This window comes from Dactylosporangium sp. NPDC050688 (assembly GCF_040654515.1).
Taxonomy (GTDB): Bacteria; Actinomycetota; Actinomycetes; order Mycobacteriales; family Micromonosporaceae; genus Dactylosporangium.
Genome location: NZ_JBFAIC010000008.1, coordinates 148,017 through 163,500, shown reverse-complemented (window position 1 = coordinate 163,500; position 15,484 = coordinate 148,017). Strand labels below are relative to the sequence as shown.

Here is a 15,484-nt window from a genome sequence, read left to right as displayed (position 1 = left end):
GTAGCGTGTGCGGCATGGCTGACACGAACCTGACCATCGCCGGCGACGGTGATGTCGGCGCGTTCGTCGACGGGGTCGCCGACGAGCGGCGCCGCGCCGACGCCCGGCATCTTGTCACGCTGATGGGTGCCGTCACCGGGCAGCCCGCCGTCATGTGGGGCAGCGCCATCGTCGGCTTCGGGTCCCGGCACTACCGCTACGAGTCCGGCCGGGAGGGTGACATGCCGGCCGTCAGCTTCTCGCCGCGCAAGGCGCAGACGGTGCTGTATCTCGGCGGTGGCCTGGAGTTATACCAGGACCTGCTCGACCGGCTGGGGCCGCACACCGTCGGCAAGAGCTGCCTGTATCTCAAACGCGTCGGCGACGCCGACGACGCCGTGCTGCGCGAGATCGTCGGCCGCTCGTTTCGCATGACCTTGTGACAAGGGGTTCACCGGACATTCATACCCTGATATACGTCGATGCGTGACGTCACCCGTCACGGATCGACCCATCCAGGGAGGGCCAGTGAGAAAAAGCATCGCGGCGCTGATCGGCGCCGTGCTCGTCACGCCTGCGGCGGCGACCCCGGCGTTCGCGGCACCGAGCTTCGAGGTGTCGGGCAGCACGGTCAGCGCCACCGACCGGGCGCTGCGGCTGCACGCCGCCGACGCGAAGGTCGCCGGCGGTGACGCGTTCCAGGTCTACCGCACCGAGGTCGACACCACCGGCGCGGCCCACGTGCGTTACACCCGCACCTATCACGGCCTGCGCGTCTACGGCGGCGACGTCGTCGTGCACACCGACGCCAAGGGTGGCTACGCCGGCACCTCCAACAGCCTCGACGCGCCGCTGCAGCTCAGTGTCACTCCGTCGGTGCCGGCCGTCGCCGCGCAGCGCACCGCGAAGGCGGCGTTCGCCGGCAAGGTGACCGCCACCCGCACGCCGCAGCTCATGGTCGACGCCTCCAGCGGCACCGGCCGCCTGGCCTGGGAGAGCGTGGTGGAGGGCTGGGCGCCCGACGGGCAGACCCCGTCCGTGCTGCACGTCGTCACCGACGCGACGAGCAACGCCGTCCTCGGCTCCTGGGACGAGATCGAGACCGTGGCCGGCACCGGCAAGACCATCTACTCCGGCAACGTCACCATCGACACGACGCTCAGCAGCGGCACCTACCGCATGAGCGACCCGTCGCACGGCAACAACACCGCCTGCGACATGAACAACCGCACCTCCGGCACGTGCACCGTCTTCACCGACGCCGACAACGTGTGGGGCACCAACGCCAACAGCAACCGCCAGTCCGCCGGCGCGGACGCCTACTTCGGCGCGGCGAAGACGTTCGACTACTTCAAGAACGTCCACGGCCGCAACGGCATCTTCGGCAACGGCGCGGGCGTGCCGTCGCGGGTGCACTACGGCAACGCGTATGTCAACGCGTTCTGGGACGGCAGCCGTATGACCTACGGCGACGGCTCCGGCAACAGCCGGCCCCTGGTCTCCCTCGACGTGGCCGGCCACGAGATGAGCCACGGCGTCACCGAGAACATCGTCTCCGGCGGCCTCACCTACTCCGGCGAGTCCGGCGGTCTCAACGAGGCCACCAGCGACATCTTCGGCTCGATGGTCGAGTTCTACGCCAACACCTCCGCCGACCCGGGCGACTACCAGATCGGCGAGAAGATCAATATCCGGGGCAACGGGACGCCGCTGCGGTACATGTACAACCCGTCGCTGGACGGCTCCTCGCACAGCTGCTGGTCGAGCAGCACGAAGAACGTCGACGTGCACTACTCCTCGGGCGTGGCGAACCACTTCTTCTTCAACCTCGCCAACGGCACCGGCAGCACCGCCTACGGCACGTCGCCGGTCTGCGGCTCCGCGCCCGCCGTCGTCGGCATCGGCCGGTCGAAGGCGGAGCTGATCTGGTTCCGCGCCGTCAACCTGTACTTCACGTCCAACACCTCCTACGTCAACACCGCCAACCCGGGCAACACGGCCCGGGCGTACTCGCTGCGCGCGGCCGCCGACCTGTACGGCAACTGCTCCACCGAGTACAAGGCCGTCAAGGCCGCGTGGACCGCGGTCAACGTCGCCGGCAACGACGCCGCCTGCCCGTAGCGGCTTCGGGCCGCCCGCCCGCGTCGAGGCGCCGCCCGCCGGTCAGGTCGGGCGGCGCCTGCCGGTCGTGGCGGGCGGCGCCTGCCGGTCGTGGCGGGCAGCTCCTGGCGGTCGGTGTCGGGTCGCGCCTGCTGGTCGTGGCGGGGCGGGACGTGCCGGTCGGCTTTGACGACGTCGGTGGCGTGTGCTGGCGACGCCAGGCGGGATCTGTGAGTGAGCGCGGACGGCGGGGAGGGTTCGGTCACCTGGTGGTCGGGCCCTCCCCGTGTGCGCTGCCGGTCGTATGCACGCCCGGGGCAGTCGGCGCGCCGCTGGCTGGTTGCGTCGCTGGCTGGTTGCGCCGCCGGCCCGTTGTCGCGCCATGCTGGCCGAGTCGCCTGCCCGCCCGGCACCGCCAACGCACCAACCCCCGGATGCCCAGGGGTGCCCAGGAGAGCACCGGCAACGTTGCACGCTCTCGCACCTGGTTCACAGGCAAGAACACACTCATCGCAGCCTGAGCGAGTAGCGTGGCGGCACCCTGTGGCGGCTCGATGCTGTTTGCGCAAGGGGTGGGGAAGTTGGTGTGTCGGCCCCGATTTCGCCACCTGTTGTGGGAGGCGGAGGGCGCCGCTGGTGGCTGACGCTCGGCGGGAGCGTGCATCGTCGCGCGTGCTCGCTGGCAAGAAGTGCAAGATCCGCCACGGCGGGGGTGGCACAACCCGTGCTGAGGGTGTTGTGATGCTGGGCACCACGCCCAGGTCCGGCCACTATCGTCTGTGTGGCAGAATATCTGTATGACCGACTACGGACATGAGCTGCGCTTCGGGACGTTCCTGCCGGTGGAGGCCGCGACCGCCGGTGAGACGCTGCGGCTCGCCGTGCTCACCGAGGAGCTCGGCCTGGAGCTGACCAGCGTGCAGGATCATCCCTACCAGGCGCGGTTCCTCGACGCGTGGACGCTGCTGTCCGTGATCGCGGCGCAGACCAGCACCCTGACCGTGTTCCCCAACGTGGCCAACCTACCGCTGCGCCCGCCCGCCGTGCTCGCCCGGGCCGTGGCCAGCCTCGACGTCCTCACCGGTGGCCGGGTCGAGCTCGGCCTCGGCGCGGGCGCCTTCTGGGACGCGATCGCCGGCATGGGCGGCGACACCCGTACGCCCGGCGCGGCGATCGAAGCGCTGGAGGAAGCGGTACGGGTGATCCGCGCGCTCTGGAGCGACGAGCGCAGCGCCCGGCTCGACGGCACCCACTACCGGCTCCGCGGCGCCCACCCCGGCCCGCCGGCCGCGCACCCCATCGGCATCTGGATCGGCGGCGTCAAGCCCCGGATGCTCGGGCTCGTCGGCCGGGTCGCCGATGGGTGGTTGCCGAGCGCGCCGTACGTACCGCCGCCGCAACTCGACGAAGCGAACCGTCGTATCGACGTCGCAGCCGCCGGGGCGGGCCGCGACCCGCGGGACATCCGGCGGCTGTACAACGTGGTGCCCGGCCAGGCGCCGCTCGACGGGCCGCCGAAGCTGTGGGCGTCGCAGCTGGCGGACCTCGCGCTCGGCCAGGGGATGAGCACGTTCATCCTGATGGTCCCGAACGGCGGGGACGCCGAGCTGCGGCGGTTCGCCCTGGACGTGGTGCCGGAGGTGCGCGACCTGGTGGCCGCGGCGCGGGCCGGCACCGCCATGCCCGGCGCGCTGGAGGCCCCGGACGCCGCCATGCCCGGCGCGCAGGAAGCCCCGGACGCCGCCATGCCTGGCGCGCGAAAGGCGCCGGACGCCGTTTCGCAGGTCGTGGCCGTGGGCGCCGAGCCGCGGGCCGTGACGGTGTGGGACGAGTCGCAGCGCCCGACCGGTCCCGGGCCTGATCCGGACAAGCCGCTCACCGCCGCGCAGCGGGCGTCGGGCCAGCATCTCGTCGAGGTGCACAACCACCTGCGCCAGGAGCTGGAGCAACTGCGCGACCTCGTCGAACAGGTCGCCGCCGGGGCCGTGGACGTCGGCGACGCCCGCTCGATGATCAACACGATGACGATGCGGCAGAACAACTGGACGCTGGGGACGTACTGCGAGAGCTACTGCAGGGTCGTCACCACCCATCACACCATCGAGGACGTCAACCTGTTCCCCCGGCTGCGCGCCGCCGACCCGCGGCTCGTCCCGGTGGTCGACCGCCTCGAGGCCGAGCACCACGTCATCGCCGACGTCCTGGAACGCGTCGATGCCGCGCTCGTCGCCATGGTGTCGCGGCCCGACGGGATCACCGCCGTCCGCGAGGCCGTCGCCCTGCTCAGCGACACGCTGCTGTCCCACCTCGCGTACGAGGAGCGCGAGCTCGTCGAACCCCTCGGCCGCCTGCGCATCCTCTGACCCCGAAGGCCCAGAAGGCCCAGAAGGCCCAGAAGGCAGCGCCCGCCGGTGACCTGCGTCGAGCCGGACCCGAGGACGGCCGCCGTCCTCGCCGCGCGGCACCCCGGGCGTGCGGGTGCAGCCTGGCGCTGGCCCGGCGGGCGCGGGCGGCGTGACCGGGGGAGAATCGGCGGCATGTATGTCATCAAGGAGCGGTTCTTCGACGTCGGCGAGGACTTCGACATCGTCGACGACTCGGGCCGGGTGGTCCTGCACGTCGACGGCAAGGTGCTGAGCCTGCGCGACAAGCTGGTCATCGAGGACCCGCACGGTGCCGAGGTCGCGTCGGTGCACCGGCAGCTGATCGCGTTGCGGCCCGCGTACCAGATCGAAATCGGCGGCGAAAAGGCCGCGGAGGTGCGCAAGAAGCTGTTCACGCCGCTGCGCGAGAAGTTCACCATCGACGTGCCGGGCGACGACGACCTGACGATGACCGGTGACCTGTTCGACCACGAGTACACCGTGGAGCGCGACGGCCGGGAGGTCGCCTCGGTGTCGAAGCGGTGGCTGAGCATCCGCGACAGCTACGCGGTGCGCATCGCCGACTCCGAGAACCACGTGCTGATCCTCGCCGCGGTCCTGGCGCTGGAGCTCGCCGCCCAGCGGGAGAAGGACGAGGAGAAGAAGAAGGCCGAGCGGCAGGACGACTGACGCTCAGGTCGCCGGCGCGCGCCGCCGTCCGCAGGGAGGCCGCGGGTCCAGTGCCCGCCGCCGGCGGACCGGGGGCCGCGGACGGCAGGGATCGTTGTCAGGCCGGCGGCGCGGTCCAGCCACTCGGACAGCAGGGTGCGTTCGGCGTCGCTGAGGCCCGGCAGTTGTGGTGCGACGGCGCGGAACGCGACGGCGGCGGCTGAGCCCCGGCGGTGCGGCAGCGTTCGGCCGGAAAGGGACTCAGGACGGCGCAACGGCCGGGAAGCCGCCGGTGATGGCGGCCAGCGCCCCGCGGATCCGGCCGGCGACATCCGACGCGGGCGCGGCGGTGAGCGCGGCGTGGTGCACCACGCCGACGACCGCGAAGGCCAGGGCGTCGACGGCAACGCCGGCCGGGACCCGGCCGAGCCGCTGCTCGGCGGCGAGATAGGCGGCGGTCGCGCCCTCCAGGGCGGCGAGCCCGGCGGTGCCGGCGCCCAGGACCGCCTCCACGCGCGCGGCCAGGTCGGGGTGGCACGCGGTCAGCCGGGTCAGCACCTCCAGCGACCGCAGGGGCGTGGACAGCAGCGCGGAGCCGAGGTTGCCGGCGGGCGTGCCGGACCCGGCGCGCTCCGGCAAGCCCGCGACCGCGGTGGCGACCTGGAAGGCGCGGTCGACGGCGTATCCGGTGAGGAACGCGTCGAAGTCGGCGAAGTGCGCATAGAGCAGCCCCGTCGCGACGCCCGCCTCGCGGGTCACCGCCCGTCCGGTCAGCCGGGCCGGCCCGTGCGCCGCGACCACCCGCTCCAGGGCGGCGAACAGCTGCTGCCTGGGCTCGGAAATGGCGACTCCACGCGGCATGCCCGCAGTCTACCGCCGCTTGCCCCAGGTATGAACATCTGCTCATACTGCTTTGAGTAACTGTTCATTCTTTGCAGGACCCTGAGGTGGAGGTACGGCGATGCGGCGTGCGGTGATCGTCGGTGCGGGCGTGGCGGGGCTCGCCGCGGCGCTGCGGCTCGGCCGCGACGGGTGGGACACGGTCGTGGTCGAGCGCGCCCCGGCCCGGCGCCACGGCGGGTACATCGTGAACCTCCTCGGCCCCGGGTACGACGCCGCCGAGCGCCTCGGCCTGCTGCCCGCCCTCGCCGAGCGGGACCTCGGCCTGTTCACCACCGTGCTGACGCACGCCGACGGGCGGCCCAAGCTGACGGTGCCGGCCGAGGTCGCCGCCGCGGCCCTGGGCGGGCGGGCCGTGTCGGTGTTCCGCGGCGACCTGGAGTCGGTCCTGCACGACGCGGTCCGCGACCGCGCCGACCTGCGCTACGGCACCACCGTGCTCGACTCTGCCGGGGACTCTGCCGGGGACTCTGCCGGCGACGAGGTGGTGCTCAGCGACGGCACCACGGTCACCGCGGACCTGGTGGTCGGCGCCGACGGCCTGCACTCGGCGACCCGGGCGGCGGTGTTCGGCGACGGGCACCGGGTCGACCTGCCGTACGTGGTCGCGGCCTTCCCGCTCGCCCACGCGGCGCCGGAGCCCTCCGCCACCACGTTCATCGGCCGAGGGCGCACCGCGGCGCTGATCGACCTGGGTCCGAACCGGTCGTGCGCGTTCTTCGCGTACCGCTGCGAACATCCGCTCGAAGCGCTCGCCAAAGGGCCGGTCGACGCGCTCACCGCCGTTTTCGGGGACCTGGGCGGCGGTGTCCCCGACGCGCTGCGTCACCTCGGCCACGACCCCGCCGGCGCCTACTTCGACGCGGTCAGCCAGGTGGTCATGCCCCGGTGGAGCAGCGGCCGGACGGTGCTGCTCGGCGACGCCGCCTGGTGCGTCACGGTCTTCGCCGGGCACGGCGCGGGACTGGCCCTGGCGGGCGCGGACCGGCTCGGCGCCGCCCTGCGCGACCACGGTACGGACACCGCGGCGCTCGCGCAGTGGGAGGCGGACCTGCGCCCGGCCGTCGTGAGACGCCAGGCGCAGGCCCGTCGCGGCATGCTGCAGTACGCCCCGCCCACCAGGTTCCACGTCTGGCTGGGTGACCTCATGATCCGCGCGTTCACCCTGCCGGGTGTGCGTGGCCTGGTCCGCCGGGCGGCGGCCAGATCCTAGACGCGGACCGCGACCACGGTGTACGGCGTGGTCGGCGTCGGGGGCGTGGTGAAGCGGGCGTTGGGCAGGTAGAGCCGGTTGCCGAACTTCGCCACCGTGGTCGGCACGTCGAAGCGCGGGTCGGTCACCGTGCCGCGCAGCGTGCCGTCACGGCCGTCCTTGGCCAGCTTGACGGCGTTGAGCGTGTTGTCGCGGTTCTGCACCACGTACAGGGTGCGGTCCACGGTCAGCAGGCCGTCGCCGTTGACGAACACCAGGTCGCCGATGCGGTCGGTGACACCGGTGGCGGGGTCGACCCGGAACAGGAACCCGGTGCTGGACTGGACCGCGATGAGGGCCCGCCCGTCCGGGGTGAGGGTGATGCCGTTGAAGTTCAGGCCGTTGGGGTTGAGCACGAAGTCGCCGGACAGCGGCAGGGTCTGGAACGTCGCGGACAGCTCACCGTGCCGGCCGATCGGCACCTTGTAGATGACGGCCTTGTTGGAGTCGGTGAAGTACGCGGCCCGCGGGGTGAGCACGACGTCGTTGACGAACGTGGGGGCGGTGGCGAACTGGTAGGAGCGCAGCACGGCGCCGGTGCGCACGTCGATGACGCGGGCGTTGCCGGCGTTGCCGCCCGCGACGAAGAGCCAGCCGCGCTGGTCGGTCTTCATGCCCAGCGACTGGGTGCCGACCGCCGGGCTGATCACGGCGCCCTTGCCGGTGATGAGGTCGGCCCGGTAGATGCGGCCGTCGGCGCGGGAGCCGAAGTACGCGAACGGGCCCGGCCCGGTCGCGATCCCCTCGGGCTGGAAGCCGTCGGGCAGGCTCAGCGTGGCGGGCAGCGGGGTGGCCTGCGAAACGTTCGAAGCGTGCGCCGGTGCGGACACCAGCGCCGTCGCCAACGCGACGGTCAGGATGGCTGTGACGCGCAGGTATTTCGACATGTCATGGTGTACCCCGAATTCAGGCGTTTGCGTTCATGTGCCGGTCGATGCGTTGCACGGACTCCGGCGACGGGGCCAGGAACTGCAGCCCGAGCTCGGTGTGCTCGCCCTGCGCGACGCAGTGCACGACCTGGCAGTGCAGCCGCAGCGGCACCTGGTCGAGGGTGAGCTCGATGTCGACGGTGTCGCCGGAGCGCAGCGGCACGGTCCCCTCGGCCTGGCAGCGCATGCCGCCGCGGCTGAGATCCTGCAGCTCGGCGGGGACCACGTCGCGCCCGCCGCCGAGGCCGAGGCGCACCGGCCCGGTCGCGGCGATGCGTTCGGCGTGCCGGCGCTCCAGCTTCTCCGCCAGGGCCGACATCTGCTCGATGCGTTCCATCGCCCCGTTGACCTGCCGGTCCAGGACGCCCACGACGGCGTGCTGGTCGACGGCGACGGCCCGCAGCACGCCGGTCGCCTCGCCGATGCCGCCGACCCCGGCGACCATCGCGGCGATGGTGGCGGTCATGTCGGCGGCGTTGCGTTCCAGGGTGGTGAGGGTCGCGGCGATCTGCTCGGTCGACTGGGCGGTGGTGCCGGCCAGGTCCTTCACCTCGTTCGCCACGACGGTGAAGCCGCGGCCGGCCTCGCCGGCCCGGGCGGCCTCGATGGTGGCGTTGAGGGCGAGCAGCCGGGTCTGCGCGGCGATGCCGGCGATGAGCTGGGTGGTGCCGTCGACCTGGCGGAGGCTCTCGCCGAGGGCGGCGACGACCTGCTCGGCGCGCCGCGCCCGGTCCACGACCGACGCGGTGGCGTGGTCGGCCTCGGTGACGCGCTCGTCGATGGTGCGCGCGGCGTCGCGGACCACGTCGACCTGGGCGCGCACGTCGCGCAGCTCGCGGGAGATCTCGCCGACGGACTCGTCGACCACGCTCTGCGCGCGTTCCCGCAGCTGCTTCTGCGCCTCCCGCTGCTGCTCGAAGGAGGCGTGCAGCTGCTCCTCCCGTACCCGTTGCGCCTGGCGCAGCCCCGCGTCCTGCGCGGCGAGGCGGGACCGGGCCTTGCGCAGCGCCCGGCCGAGGTCGCCGAGCTCGTCGCGGCCGTCGGGCAGCTCCCGCTCGGCGAGGTCGCCGTCGGCGGTGGCGATGACCCCGGCGCAGGCGAGGTTCACGTCGTGGCGGGTGCGCCACCAGACGGCGGCGGCCAGCCACAGCGCGATGACCAGCCCGGTGGTGGTGGCGGTGAGGTTGAGCAGCCGGTCCCGGCGCAGGCGCTCCAGGCGGGCGCCGAGCAGCCGGTTCAGGGCCTCGACGGCCGGCCCGACGGCGGCGGCCACGGCGGGGGCGCCCGCGAACTGGGCGGGGCCGGGCGTGTCGAGGGTCTCGCTGAGCGTGGCGCCGAGGGCCGCCACGGCGTCGGCCGCGGGTCCGAGCGCGGTGAGCCGCCCGCCGAGGGCCGGGTCGGCGGTGTTGCGGGTGGCGGTGGCGACCGCCCCACGGATCGCGGCGGCGGTGGTCTCGAGGGTGCCGGCGAGGACCGCCTGGGCGGCGATGCGGTCGTCGAGCGGGCCGCCGGTGCCGGGTGCGGCCGCGCCGGTCGCCGCCAGCAGCGCCTCGGGCAGCTCCACGACGAGGATGTCCATGATGTAGAACGAGTCGAGGTCCGGGTCGAGGATGAGGTTCGACGTGTTGCCGGCCTCGGTGACGAGGGCCGCGATCGCGGCGGCGGTGGGCAGCGTGCCCTGCGCGGCGGCGACGGCGTTCATCACGGACGTCAGCGCGAGGTCCGGGTGGCGGGCGACGGCGGCCCGCAGCGGCCCCAGGTCCGGGGTCCGGCCGCCGGCCAGCTCGGCCATCGCGTCCAGCGCCGGGCGGACCACCGCGGTGCCGTCGACCTCGGCGCTGGTGAAGTCCACCTGCCCGTTCACGGATCCGGTGTACGCCCACGTGGCGCCGAGCCCGGGCAGCAGCAGCATGACGCAGAGCAGCGCGAGACGGGTGCTCGTGCGGACCCGGTCCGCGAGCCAGAGTGCCGGCACCAGCAGCGCCGGCCGTCCAGAGGCGGTCACCTTGGTCGCATCGGCGTTGCGGAGCGGTTCCTGAGGGTTCCGGGCGCCGGGCCCGAAACCCTCAGCGAACACGCAGTGATCTACAGGAAGGATCTACAGGAAGGATCTACAGGAAGGATCTACAGGAAGCGGTACGCCGTGCCGCCGCGCACCGGTGCGACCCGCACGCCGCTGCTGGGGTTGGCGGCCTCGACCACCTTGCCGCCGCCGATGTAGATGGCGACGTGCCCGGAGGTGTGGATGACGTCGCCGGGCATCCACTGCCCGGACGGCACCCGCCGGCCCTTGGCGGCGATCTGCTCGCTCTGGTGCGGCAGCTTGATGCCGACCCGCGCGTAGGCGGCCGAGACCAGGCCGCTGCAGTCGTACGTGTTGGGGCCGGAGGTGGCGTACACGTACCGCTTGCCGACCTGGGCGAGGGCGAAGGACACCACGGTGCCGGCCGCGCCCGACGGCGGCTTGACGGTGGTGGTGGACCCGCCGGAGCCGGTGCTCTTCTTCGGCGCGGGTTTCCTGGTGGTCGCCGGCTTGGCCGTCTCAGTGGTGACGGCGGCCGCGGGGCGGCTGTCGGCGTCCGGGACGTTCGGCGCGGTGCGGGTGGTGAGCCGCAGCGTCCGGTACGCCTTGTCGGCGCGCTCGTAGGCGGCCAGCTGTGCCTCCTGGTCGGCGATCGCGACCGCCGGGTCGAGGCTGAGCTCGTTCGGTGCCGGTTGGGCCGCGGCCGCGGATGGTCCGAGCCAGACGGCGGTGAGGGCGAGGGCGGTGGTACCGGCTGCGATGCGGTGCAGCGGCTGGCGTGCGTTCAGGATGACTCCACGGTCGGCCCGGTGCTCGCATGCGTGTCTCGGGGATGCGTGCCGCTGTGGAAGCCGGCCGGGCCCCGAAGTACCGGGCGGAAAAGGACGAAACGGTGCTCGGCCGCCATGAGGGCCGTCGGCGACGCTAACCACTCGCCCCTGCCGGACGTTGGCGGTCGTGAAATCATTCACAGCCACCATTGCCCATCTAGGTCCGTGTATCGCCGGAAATGTCTGGGCCGAACGGCTCACGCCCGCCAGCCGGTCGACCGACCGCTGCCGGCGACACCCCGCGCCTGACCGAATCGAGCGCTTATGCTGCATTCATGGGCATTCTGCGGGCGCTGCACGTCGCCGCTCCGCTGCTGCTGCTCGCCGCCTGCGCCGGCACGGCAACCGCGTTGCACCGCATCGAGCGGGCCTGGCCCCCGGGAGCCCGCTTAGCTTCCGCCGCGCCGGGCCGATGTCTGCAGTGTGTACAAGCGGGTGCGGCGCTGGGCGGGTGACCGCCGGATCGCCACGAAGATCGTCAGCGTGTCGCTCGTCGTCACCGCGATCTTCACCGCGTCCGGCGTCGTCGGCCTGCTCAACCTGCGCCGCCTCGTCGCGCAGCAGGACCGCGAGTACCGGGTCAACGTCGTGGCCCTCGCGCGGATGACCGCCGTGCGCTCCGCCGTCGGCTTGCAGCAGGAGTCGGTGCTGTCCTACATCCTGTGCACGCTCACCTGAACGCGTCGGCCGGATCCGCGTAGGCCATCATCAGCACGACCCGGCCGTCCTCGACGGTGAACACGTCGGCGACCGTCGCTTCGGCGTGGCTGCCGTCGCGCAGCACCCCCCACACGTGGTGCACCACCACGATCTGCTCGCCGCGGCGGTGCGCGACCGGCTCCGAGTGCAGCTGCGCCCAGCGCTCGTAGGAGGCGCGCAGGTACGCCGCGACCGCCGCCGGGCCGCGGTGGTGCCCGCCGCCGGGGAACTCCTCCGGCTCCACCCAGTCCACGTCCGGCGCCAGGTCCCGCACCGCGGCGTCGATGTCGCCGCGCGCGAACGCGGCGTAGGCGCGCAGCACCAGGGCCGTGTCCGGGTCCAGCTCCTCCGCGGTGTAGGAGCCGCCGGCCGAGCTGTGCCGGGGCGCCGGGCGGTCCCGCTCCCGGGAGTACCGCCGCTGCTGGCTGCCGGGCCCGGTCCGCGCCGTCACCGGCAGCGCCACCAGGTGCACCCCCTCGGGGACGGCGAGCCGGCCGGAGCCCCACCGCACCCACACCGCGACGCGGCCCGCCCCGGCCTCCGCGGCGAGCTTGTCCACGGTGCGCCGCCGGTCGCCGTGGTCGACCTCGACCACCACCGGCGGCCCGTCCGGCCGGGCGAACGCGACGTCGACGACGGAGTGCTGCCGGTCGTACGGCGGCGGCAGGCGCACGACGCTCGCCGCCCGCCGGTAGCTGCGCCACCCCCGCGCCTCACCCCACCCCACGACCGCCTCGACGATGAGCGCGGTGACCTCCTCCGCGCCGCGGTCGGTGAACGTGATCGGCTGCAGCGCCTCGGCGAGATCCGCGACGATGTCCATGCCGAAACGCTACAAGGCAGACGCCGCGGGCCGCCGCGACGTTGCAAGCACGGCAGATGGGATTTGTCATCTTGAATCGGTCATGGCGTGTCGTTAGCGTCCGGAGCATGACGAACAAGCTCACCCGCCGCGCCGCCATCGCGCTCGGCGCCGGTGCCGCCGCCGTCCCCGTCGTCGGAGCCGCCGCCGCGACGCCCGCCGCCGCGGCGCCGGCCGCCGAACACTCGCTGCCGCCCGCCGAACGGATCCGCCGCGTCTACGAGCGGCAGAAGGCCAGGGCCGGCGGCACCTGGCACTCCCACATCGCCCTGGTCGACGCCGCCGGGGTGCCGCAGCCGGTGGTCCAGGACGACGCCGACCACGTCACCAAGGGCTACAGCGTGCAGAAGCTCGCCGTCGCCACCGCCGTCATGGACAAGGTCGACCGCGGCGAGCTGTCCCTCGGCCAGAAGCTCGACCTGCGGGCCGACATCATCCTCGGCGGCACCGGCATCTACTTCCTGCACACCGTGTGGGGCGACGAGATCACCGTCGCCAACTTCCTCACCGCGATGCTGCTGGTGTCGGACAACACCGCGGTGCGCATGTGCGGCCGGGTCGTGCCCGCCCTGGAGATCAACGAGATCCTCGCCGCGAAGGGGTTCGTGCACACCAGGGTCGAGCCGGTCGCCAACCCCAACCGGTTCTTCCTCGGCGACACCACCCCGCGGGAGATCCACGACCTGCTGTGGCGGCTGGCCACCAAGACCCTGCTGAGCCCGGCGTCGTGCGACTTCCTGCTCGGCATCCTGCGCTGGATCAACGGCTACCACGACGGCATCCGCCGCAACATGTCCTCCGAGGAGCGCAGCCGGGTCGCGTCGAAGTACGGCCAGGACTTCAACACCCTCGGCGCGTCCCGCCACGAGGCCGGCGTCATGTTCGGCGCCGACGGCGCCCCGGCCCTGGTCTACGGGCTGTTCGCCGAGGGCCTCGGCGACCTGGACAACTACGGCGCGACCCACCCCGCGGTCGAGGCGCACGCCGTGCTGGGCCGGACCATGTTCGACGTCGTCAGCCGGACCACGGTGCCCGCCGTCAAGGCGAAGCAGTCCCTGCGGCCCTTCACCGCGGTCGACGGGGGCTGATCCGCGCCAGGACCGCGTCGAGGAGCCGGTCCGGCGCCTCGTCGGGGATCCAGTGGCTGACCCCCTCCAGGGTCACGAACCGGTAGTCTCCGGTCACCTCGGCCGCGCACCTGCGGGCGGCGTGGCCGGAGATCGCCACGTCCCGGTCGCTCCACACGAAGGTCGTCGGCACCGTCACCGGCCCGAGGCCCTCGAGGTCGTGACCGGAGATCATCCGGTACCAGTTGAGGGCGCCCGTCAGGAAGTCCGGCGGCAGCGTCGGGTTGCCGTTCGCGATCCGCCGCAGCAGCGCCCCGCCGCGGGCGGACAGCACCTTCTCCGGCAGCCACGGGGTGCGGAAGAACAGCATGTACGCCGACCGGGCCGCCTGCGCGAGGTCCTTCCTGACCGAGGCCGCGTAAGCGAGGGGGTGCGGCACGGACACGGCGGTCAGCGTGCGGACCCGGTCCGGGTGGCGGGCCGCGACGTGCCACGCCACCACGGCGCCCCAGTCGTGCCCGACGACGTGCGCGTCCGGCAGGCCCAGCGCGTCGAGGACGGCGACGGCGTCGGCGACGATCTCGGCCATCCGGTAGCTTTCCCGGCCTGCCGGCCGGGCACCGGGGGAGTAGCCGCGCTGGTCCAGGGCGAACGTGCGCAGGCCCGCCTCGTGCAGCCCGCCGGTGATCCCGTCCCACTCCCGGCTGTCCTGCGGAAACCCGTGCAGCAGCAGGACCGGGTCGCCGCCGTCGGGGCCACCGGCGTGCACGTCGAAGGTCAACCCGCGAACGTCGATGCGCATCCGGTGACGGTACATTGAGGCGCATGGTCGATCGGTACCGGTCGCAGTCCGCCTACAGTGACCCGGGACCCCACGCGGCGCTGCTCGACAGGGTGCCGACGGACGTCCCCGGCCTGGTCGGCGTGGTGCGCAACGTGATCGTGCACTACTACGCGCAGGGCCTTTCGTTCGTGGGTGAACGACTCGCCGAGGTCGACTCGCGGTGGGTGGCACAGATCCTGGCCGTGGACCGGTCCCGGCACACCCGCCCGCTCGGCGCGCCCCGCGAGCCGAAGTCCCGCGTCGTCGGCTGCGCCCGCGACTTCGCGCTGCTGACCGTCGCCGCGCTGCGCCACCGCCGGGTCGCGGCCCGCACCCGCATCGGCTTCGCCGGCTACTTCGGCGACGCGTTCCACTACGACCACGTCGTCGCCGAGTACTGGAACGGCGAGCGCTGGGTCCGCGTCGACGCCCAGCTCGACCCCGGCACCGGCGGCGTCGACCCGTTCGACGTGCGCCGCTTCATCACCGCCGCCGAGGCATGGACCGCGCACCGCCGCGAGGAGATCGACCCCGACAACTTCGGCGCCGACCCGGTCGGGCCGTACCGCGGCCACCGCTTCCTGCTCGACCAGGTCCGCCACGAGCTCGCCCACCGCCAGCGGGACGAGCTGCTGCTGTGGGACGAGTGGGGATCGATGGACGAGGACCTCGCCGACTGGGTCGCGCAGCGCCTCGTCGCCGCCGACGCCGGCGACCGGGCGGCGGAGGACGAGCTGGCCGCCCGCTACGCCGCCGACCCGGCCCTGCACCCCGGCGGCCGGGTGCACTGCGTCTCGCCGAGCGGGCTGGACGCCTGGGTCGACGTCTGAGCACGGCGGCGACATCGCCGTCGTGCCTGCGCGCTTCGCGCGACTCGGCGCAGGCACGACGACGCCCGCGCTCGCGGGAGGGATGCGACACATCCGCCGGTTCGGGGCGGCGGGCGGTGGCGCGGGTGCTGCACAATGGCCCGCGGACTGATCACAGG

The 15,484-nt window shown here is 73.2% G+C and carries 15 protein-coding genes; 9 read left to right on the top strand and 6 right to left on the bottom strand.

The annotated features are described in order from the left end of the window. Positions 1–14: 14 nt before the first annotated feature. The 4 genes from AB0H83_RS10835 (at position 15) to AB0H83_RS10820 (ending at position 5,132) form a co-directional block, all read left to right on the top strand. Positions 15–422 (top strand): DUF1801 domain-containing protein, encoded by a 408-nt coding sequence (locus AB0H83_RS10835; RefSeq protein WP_360090385.1) that lies wholly within the window; start codon positions 15–17, stop codon positions 420–422. 85 nt (positions 423–507) lie between these two features. After that, positions 508–2,100 carry a M4 family metallopeptidase gene (locus AB0H83_RS10830; protein ID WP_360090382.1) on the top strand — a complete coding sequence of 531 codons (1,593 nt, stop codon included), beginning with the start codon at positions 508–510 and terminating at the stop codon, positions 2,098–2,100. A 776-nt stretch (positions 2,101–2,876) separates the two neighbouring features. After that, on the top strand, positions 2,877–4,442 hold the full coding sequence (locus AB0H83_RS10825) for an LLM class flavin-dependent oxidoreductase (protein WP_360090379.1): 1,566 nt from the start codon (positions 2,877–2,879) through the stop codon (positions 4,440–4,442). 174 nt (positions 4,443–4,616) lie between these two features. Next, positions 4,617–5,132: an LURP-one-related family protein gene (locus AB0H83_RS10820; RefSeq protein WP_360090376.1), complete on the top strand. Its 516-nt coding sequence runs from the start codon at positions 4,617–4,619 to the stop codon at positions 5,130–5,132. A 240-nt stretch (positions 5,133–5,372) separates the two neighbouring features. On the opposite strand, the gene AB0H83_RS10815 is transcribed toward AB0H83_RS10820, so the two are convergent. Then, positions 5,373–5,972 carry a TetR/AcrR family transcriptional regulator gene (locus AB0H83_RS10815; protein ID WP_360090373.1) on the bottom strand — a complete coding sequence of 200 codons (600 nt, stop codon included), beginning with the start codon at positions 5,970–5,972 and terminating at the stop codon, positions 5,373–5,375. 100 nt (positions 5,973–6,072) lie between these two features. Between AB0H83_RS10815 and AB0H83_RS10810 the strand changes: the two genes are divergently transcribed. After that, entirely contained in the window at positions 6,073–7,224 is a 1,152-nt protein-coding gene (locus tag AB0H83_RS10810; protein ID WP_360090370.1) for an FAD-dependent monooxygenase, read from the top strand. On the opposite strand, the gene AB0H83_RS10805 is transcribed toward AB0H83_RS10810, so the two are convergent. The 3 genes from AB0H83_RS10805 to AB0H83_RS10795 form a co-directional block, all read right to left on the bottom strand. Continuing rightward, the gene (locus tag AB0H83_RS10805) at positions 7,221–8,150 is read right to left on the bottom strand and encodes a superoxide dismutase (protein ID WP_360090367.1); all 930 of its coding nucleotides are present in this window, start codon (positions 8,148–8,150) and stop codon (positions 7,221–7,223) included. The genes AB0H83_RS10810 and AB0H83_RS10805 overlap by 4 nt on opposite strands. Positions 8,151–8,169: 19 nt before the next feature. Continuing rightward, on the bottom strand, positions 8,170–10,197 hold the full coding sequence (locus tag AB0H83_RS10800) for a methyl-accepting chemotaxis protein (RefSeq protein ID WP_360090364.1): 2,028 nt from the start codon (positions 10,195–10,197) through the stop codon (positions 8,170–8,172). A 119-nt stretch (positions 10,198–10,316) separates the two neighbouring features. Beyond that, the gene (locus AB0H83_RS10795) at positions 10,317–11,147 is read right to left on the bottom strand and encodes a C40 family peptidase (RefSeq protein ID WP_360090361.1); all 831 of its coding nucleotides are present in this window, start codon (positions 11,145–11,147) and stop codon (positions 10,317–10,319) included. A 173-nt stretch (positions 11,148–11,320) separates the two neighbouring features. Here AB0H83_RS10795 and AB0H83_RS10790 point away from each other — a divergent pair, with 173 nt between their 5' ends. After that, positions 11,321–11,500, top strand: coding sequence for a hypothetical protein (locus AB0H83_RS10790; protein ID WP_360090358.1), 180 nt, complete (start codon positions 11,321–11,323; stop codon positions 11,498–11,500). Next, the gene (locus AB0H83_RS10785; protein WP_360090355.1) at positions 11,469–11,723 is read left to right on the top strand and encodes a hypothetical protein; all 255 of its coding nucleotides are present in this window, start codon (positions 11,469–11,471) and stop codon (positions 11,721–11,723) included. Before AB0H83_RS10790 ends, AB0H83_RS10785 begins: the two co-directional genes overlap by 32 nt. Here AB0H83_RS10785 and AB0H83_RS10780 read toward each other — a convergent pair. Next, positions 11,716–12,567 carry a nuclear transport factor 2 family protein gene (locus tag AB0H83_RS10780; protein ID WP_360090352.1) on the bottom strand — a complete coding sequence of 284 codons (852 nt, stop codon included), beginning with the start codon at positions 12,565–12,567 and terminating at the stop codon, positions 11,716–11,718. The genes AB0H83_RS10785 and AB0H83_RS10780 overlap by 8 nt on opposite strands. 107 nt (positions 12,568–12,674) lie before the next feature. On the opposite strand from AB0H83_RS10780, the gene AB0H83_RS10775 reads away from it, so the two are divergent. Next, complete coding sequence (locus AB0H83_RS10775) at positions 12,675–13,694, top strand: serine hydrolase (RefSeq protein WP_360090349.1); 1,020 nt, start codon at positions 12,675–12,677, stop codon at positions 13,692–13,694. Here the strand turns inward: AB0H83_RS10775 and AB0H83_RS10770 are convergent. Next, positions 13,672–14,475 (bottom strand): alpha/beta fold hydrolase, encoded by an 804-nt coding sequence (locus tag AB0H83_RS10770; protein ID WP_360090346.1) that lies wholly within the window; start codon positions 14,473–14,475, stop codon positions 13,672–13,674. The genes AB0H83_RS10775 and AB0H83_RS10770 overlap by 23 nt on opposite strands. A 23-nt stretch (positions 14,476–14,498) precedes the next feature. On the opposite strand from AB0H83_RS10770, the gene AB0H83_RS10765 reads away from it, so the two are divergent. Further along, positions 14,499–15,326: a transglutaminase domain-containing protein gene (locus AB0H83_RS10765; protein ID WP_360090343.1), complete on the top strand. Its 828-nt coding sequence runs from the start codon at positions 14,499–14,501 to the stop codon at positions 15,324–15,326. The last annotated feature ends 158 nt before the right edge of the window (positions 15,327–15,484 follow it).

Bases quoted from the DNA above. Each gene is read 5' to 3' on its own strand.
- AB0H83_RS10835 (WP_360090385.1), top strand. From the start codon at position 15: ATGGCTGACACGAACCTGACCATCGCCGGCGACGGTGATGTCGGCGCG.
- AB0H83_RS10825 (WP_360090379.1), top strand. From the start codon at position 2,877: ATGACCGACTACGGACATGAGCTGCGCTTCGGGACGTTCCTGCCGGTG.
- AB0H83_RS10820 (WP_360090376.1), top strand. From the start codon at position 4,617: ATGTATGTCATCAAGGAGCGGTTCTTCGACGTCGGCGAGGACTTCGAC.
- AB0H83_RS10815 (WP_360090373.1), bottom strand. From the start codon at position 5,972: ATGCCGCGTGGAGTCGCCATTTCCGAGCCCAGGCAGCAGCTGTTCGCC.
- AB0H83_RS10810 (WP_360090370.1), top strand. From the start codon at position 6,073: ATGCGGCGTGCGGTGATCGTCGGTGCGGGCGTGGCGGGGCTCGCCGCG.
- AB0H83_RS10805 (WP_360090367.1), bottom strand. From the start codon at position 8,150: ATGTCGAAATACCTGCGCGTCACAGCCATCCTGACCGTCGCGTTGGCG.
- AB0H83_RS10790 (WP_360090358.1), top strand. From the start codon at position 11,321: ATGGGCATTCTGCGGGCGCTGCACGTCGCCGCTCCGCTGCTGCTGCTC.
- AB0H83_RS10780 (WP_360090352.1), bottom strand. From the start codon at position 12,567: ATGGACATCGTCGCGGATCTCGCCGAGGCGCTGCAGCCGATCACGTTC.
- AB0H83_RS10775 (WP_360090349.1), top strand. From the start codon at position 12,675: ATGACGAACAAGCTCACCCGCCGCGCCGCCATCGCGCTCGGCGCCGGT.
- AB0H83_RS10770 (WP_360090346.1), bottom strand. From the start codon at position 14,475: ATGCGCATCGACGTTCGCGGGTTGACCTTCGACGTGCACGCCGGTGGC.
- AB0H83_RS10765 (WP_360090343.1), top strand. From the start codon at position 14,499: ATGGTCGATCGGTACCGGTCGCAGTCCGCCTACAGTGACCCGGGACCC.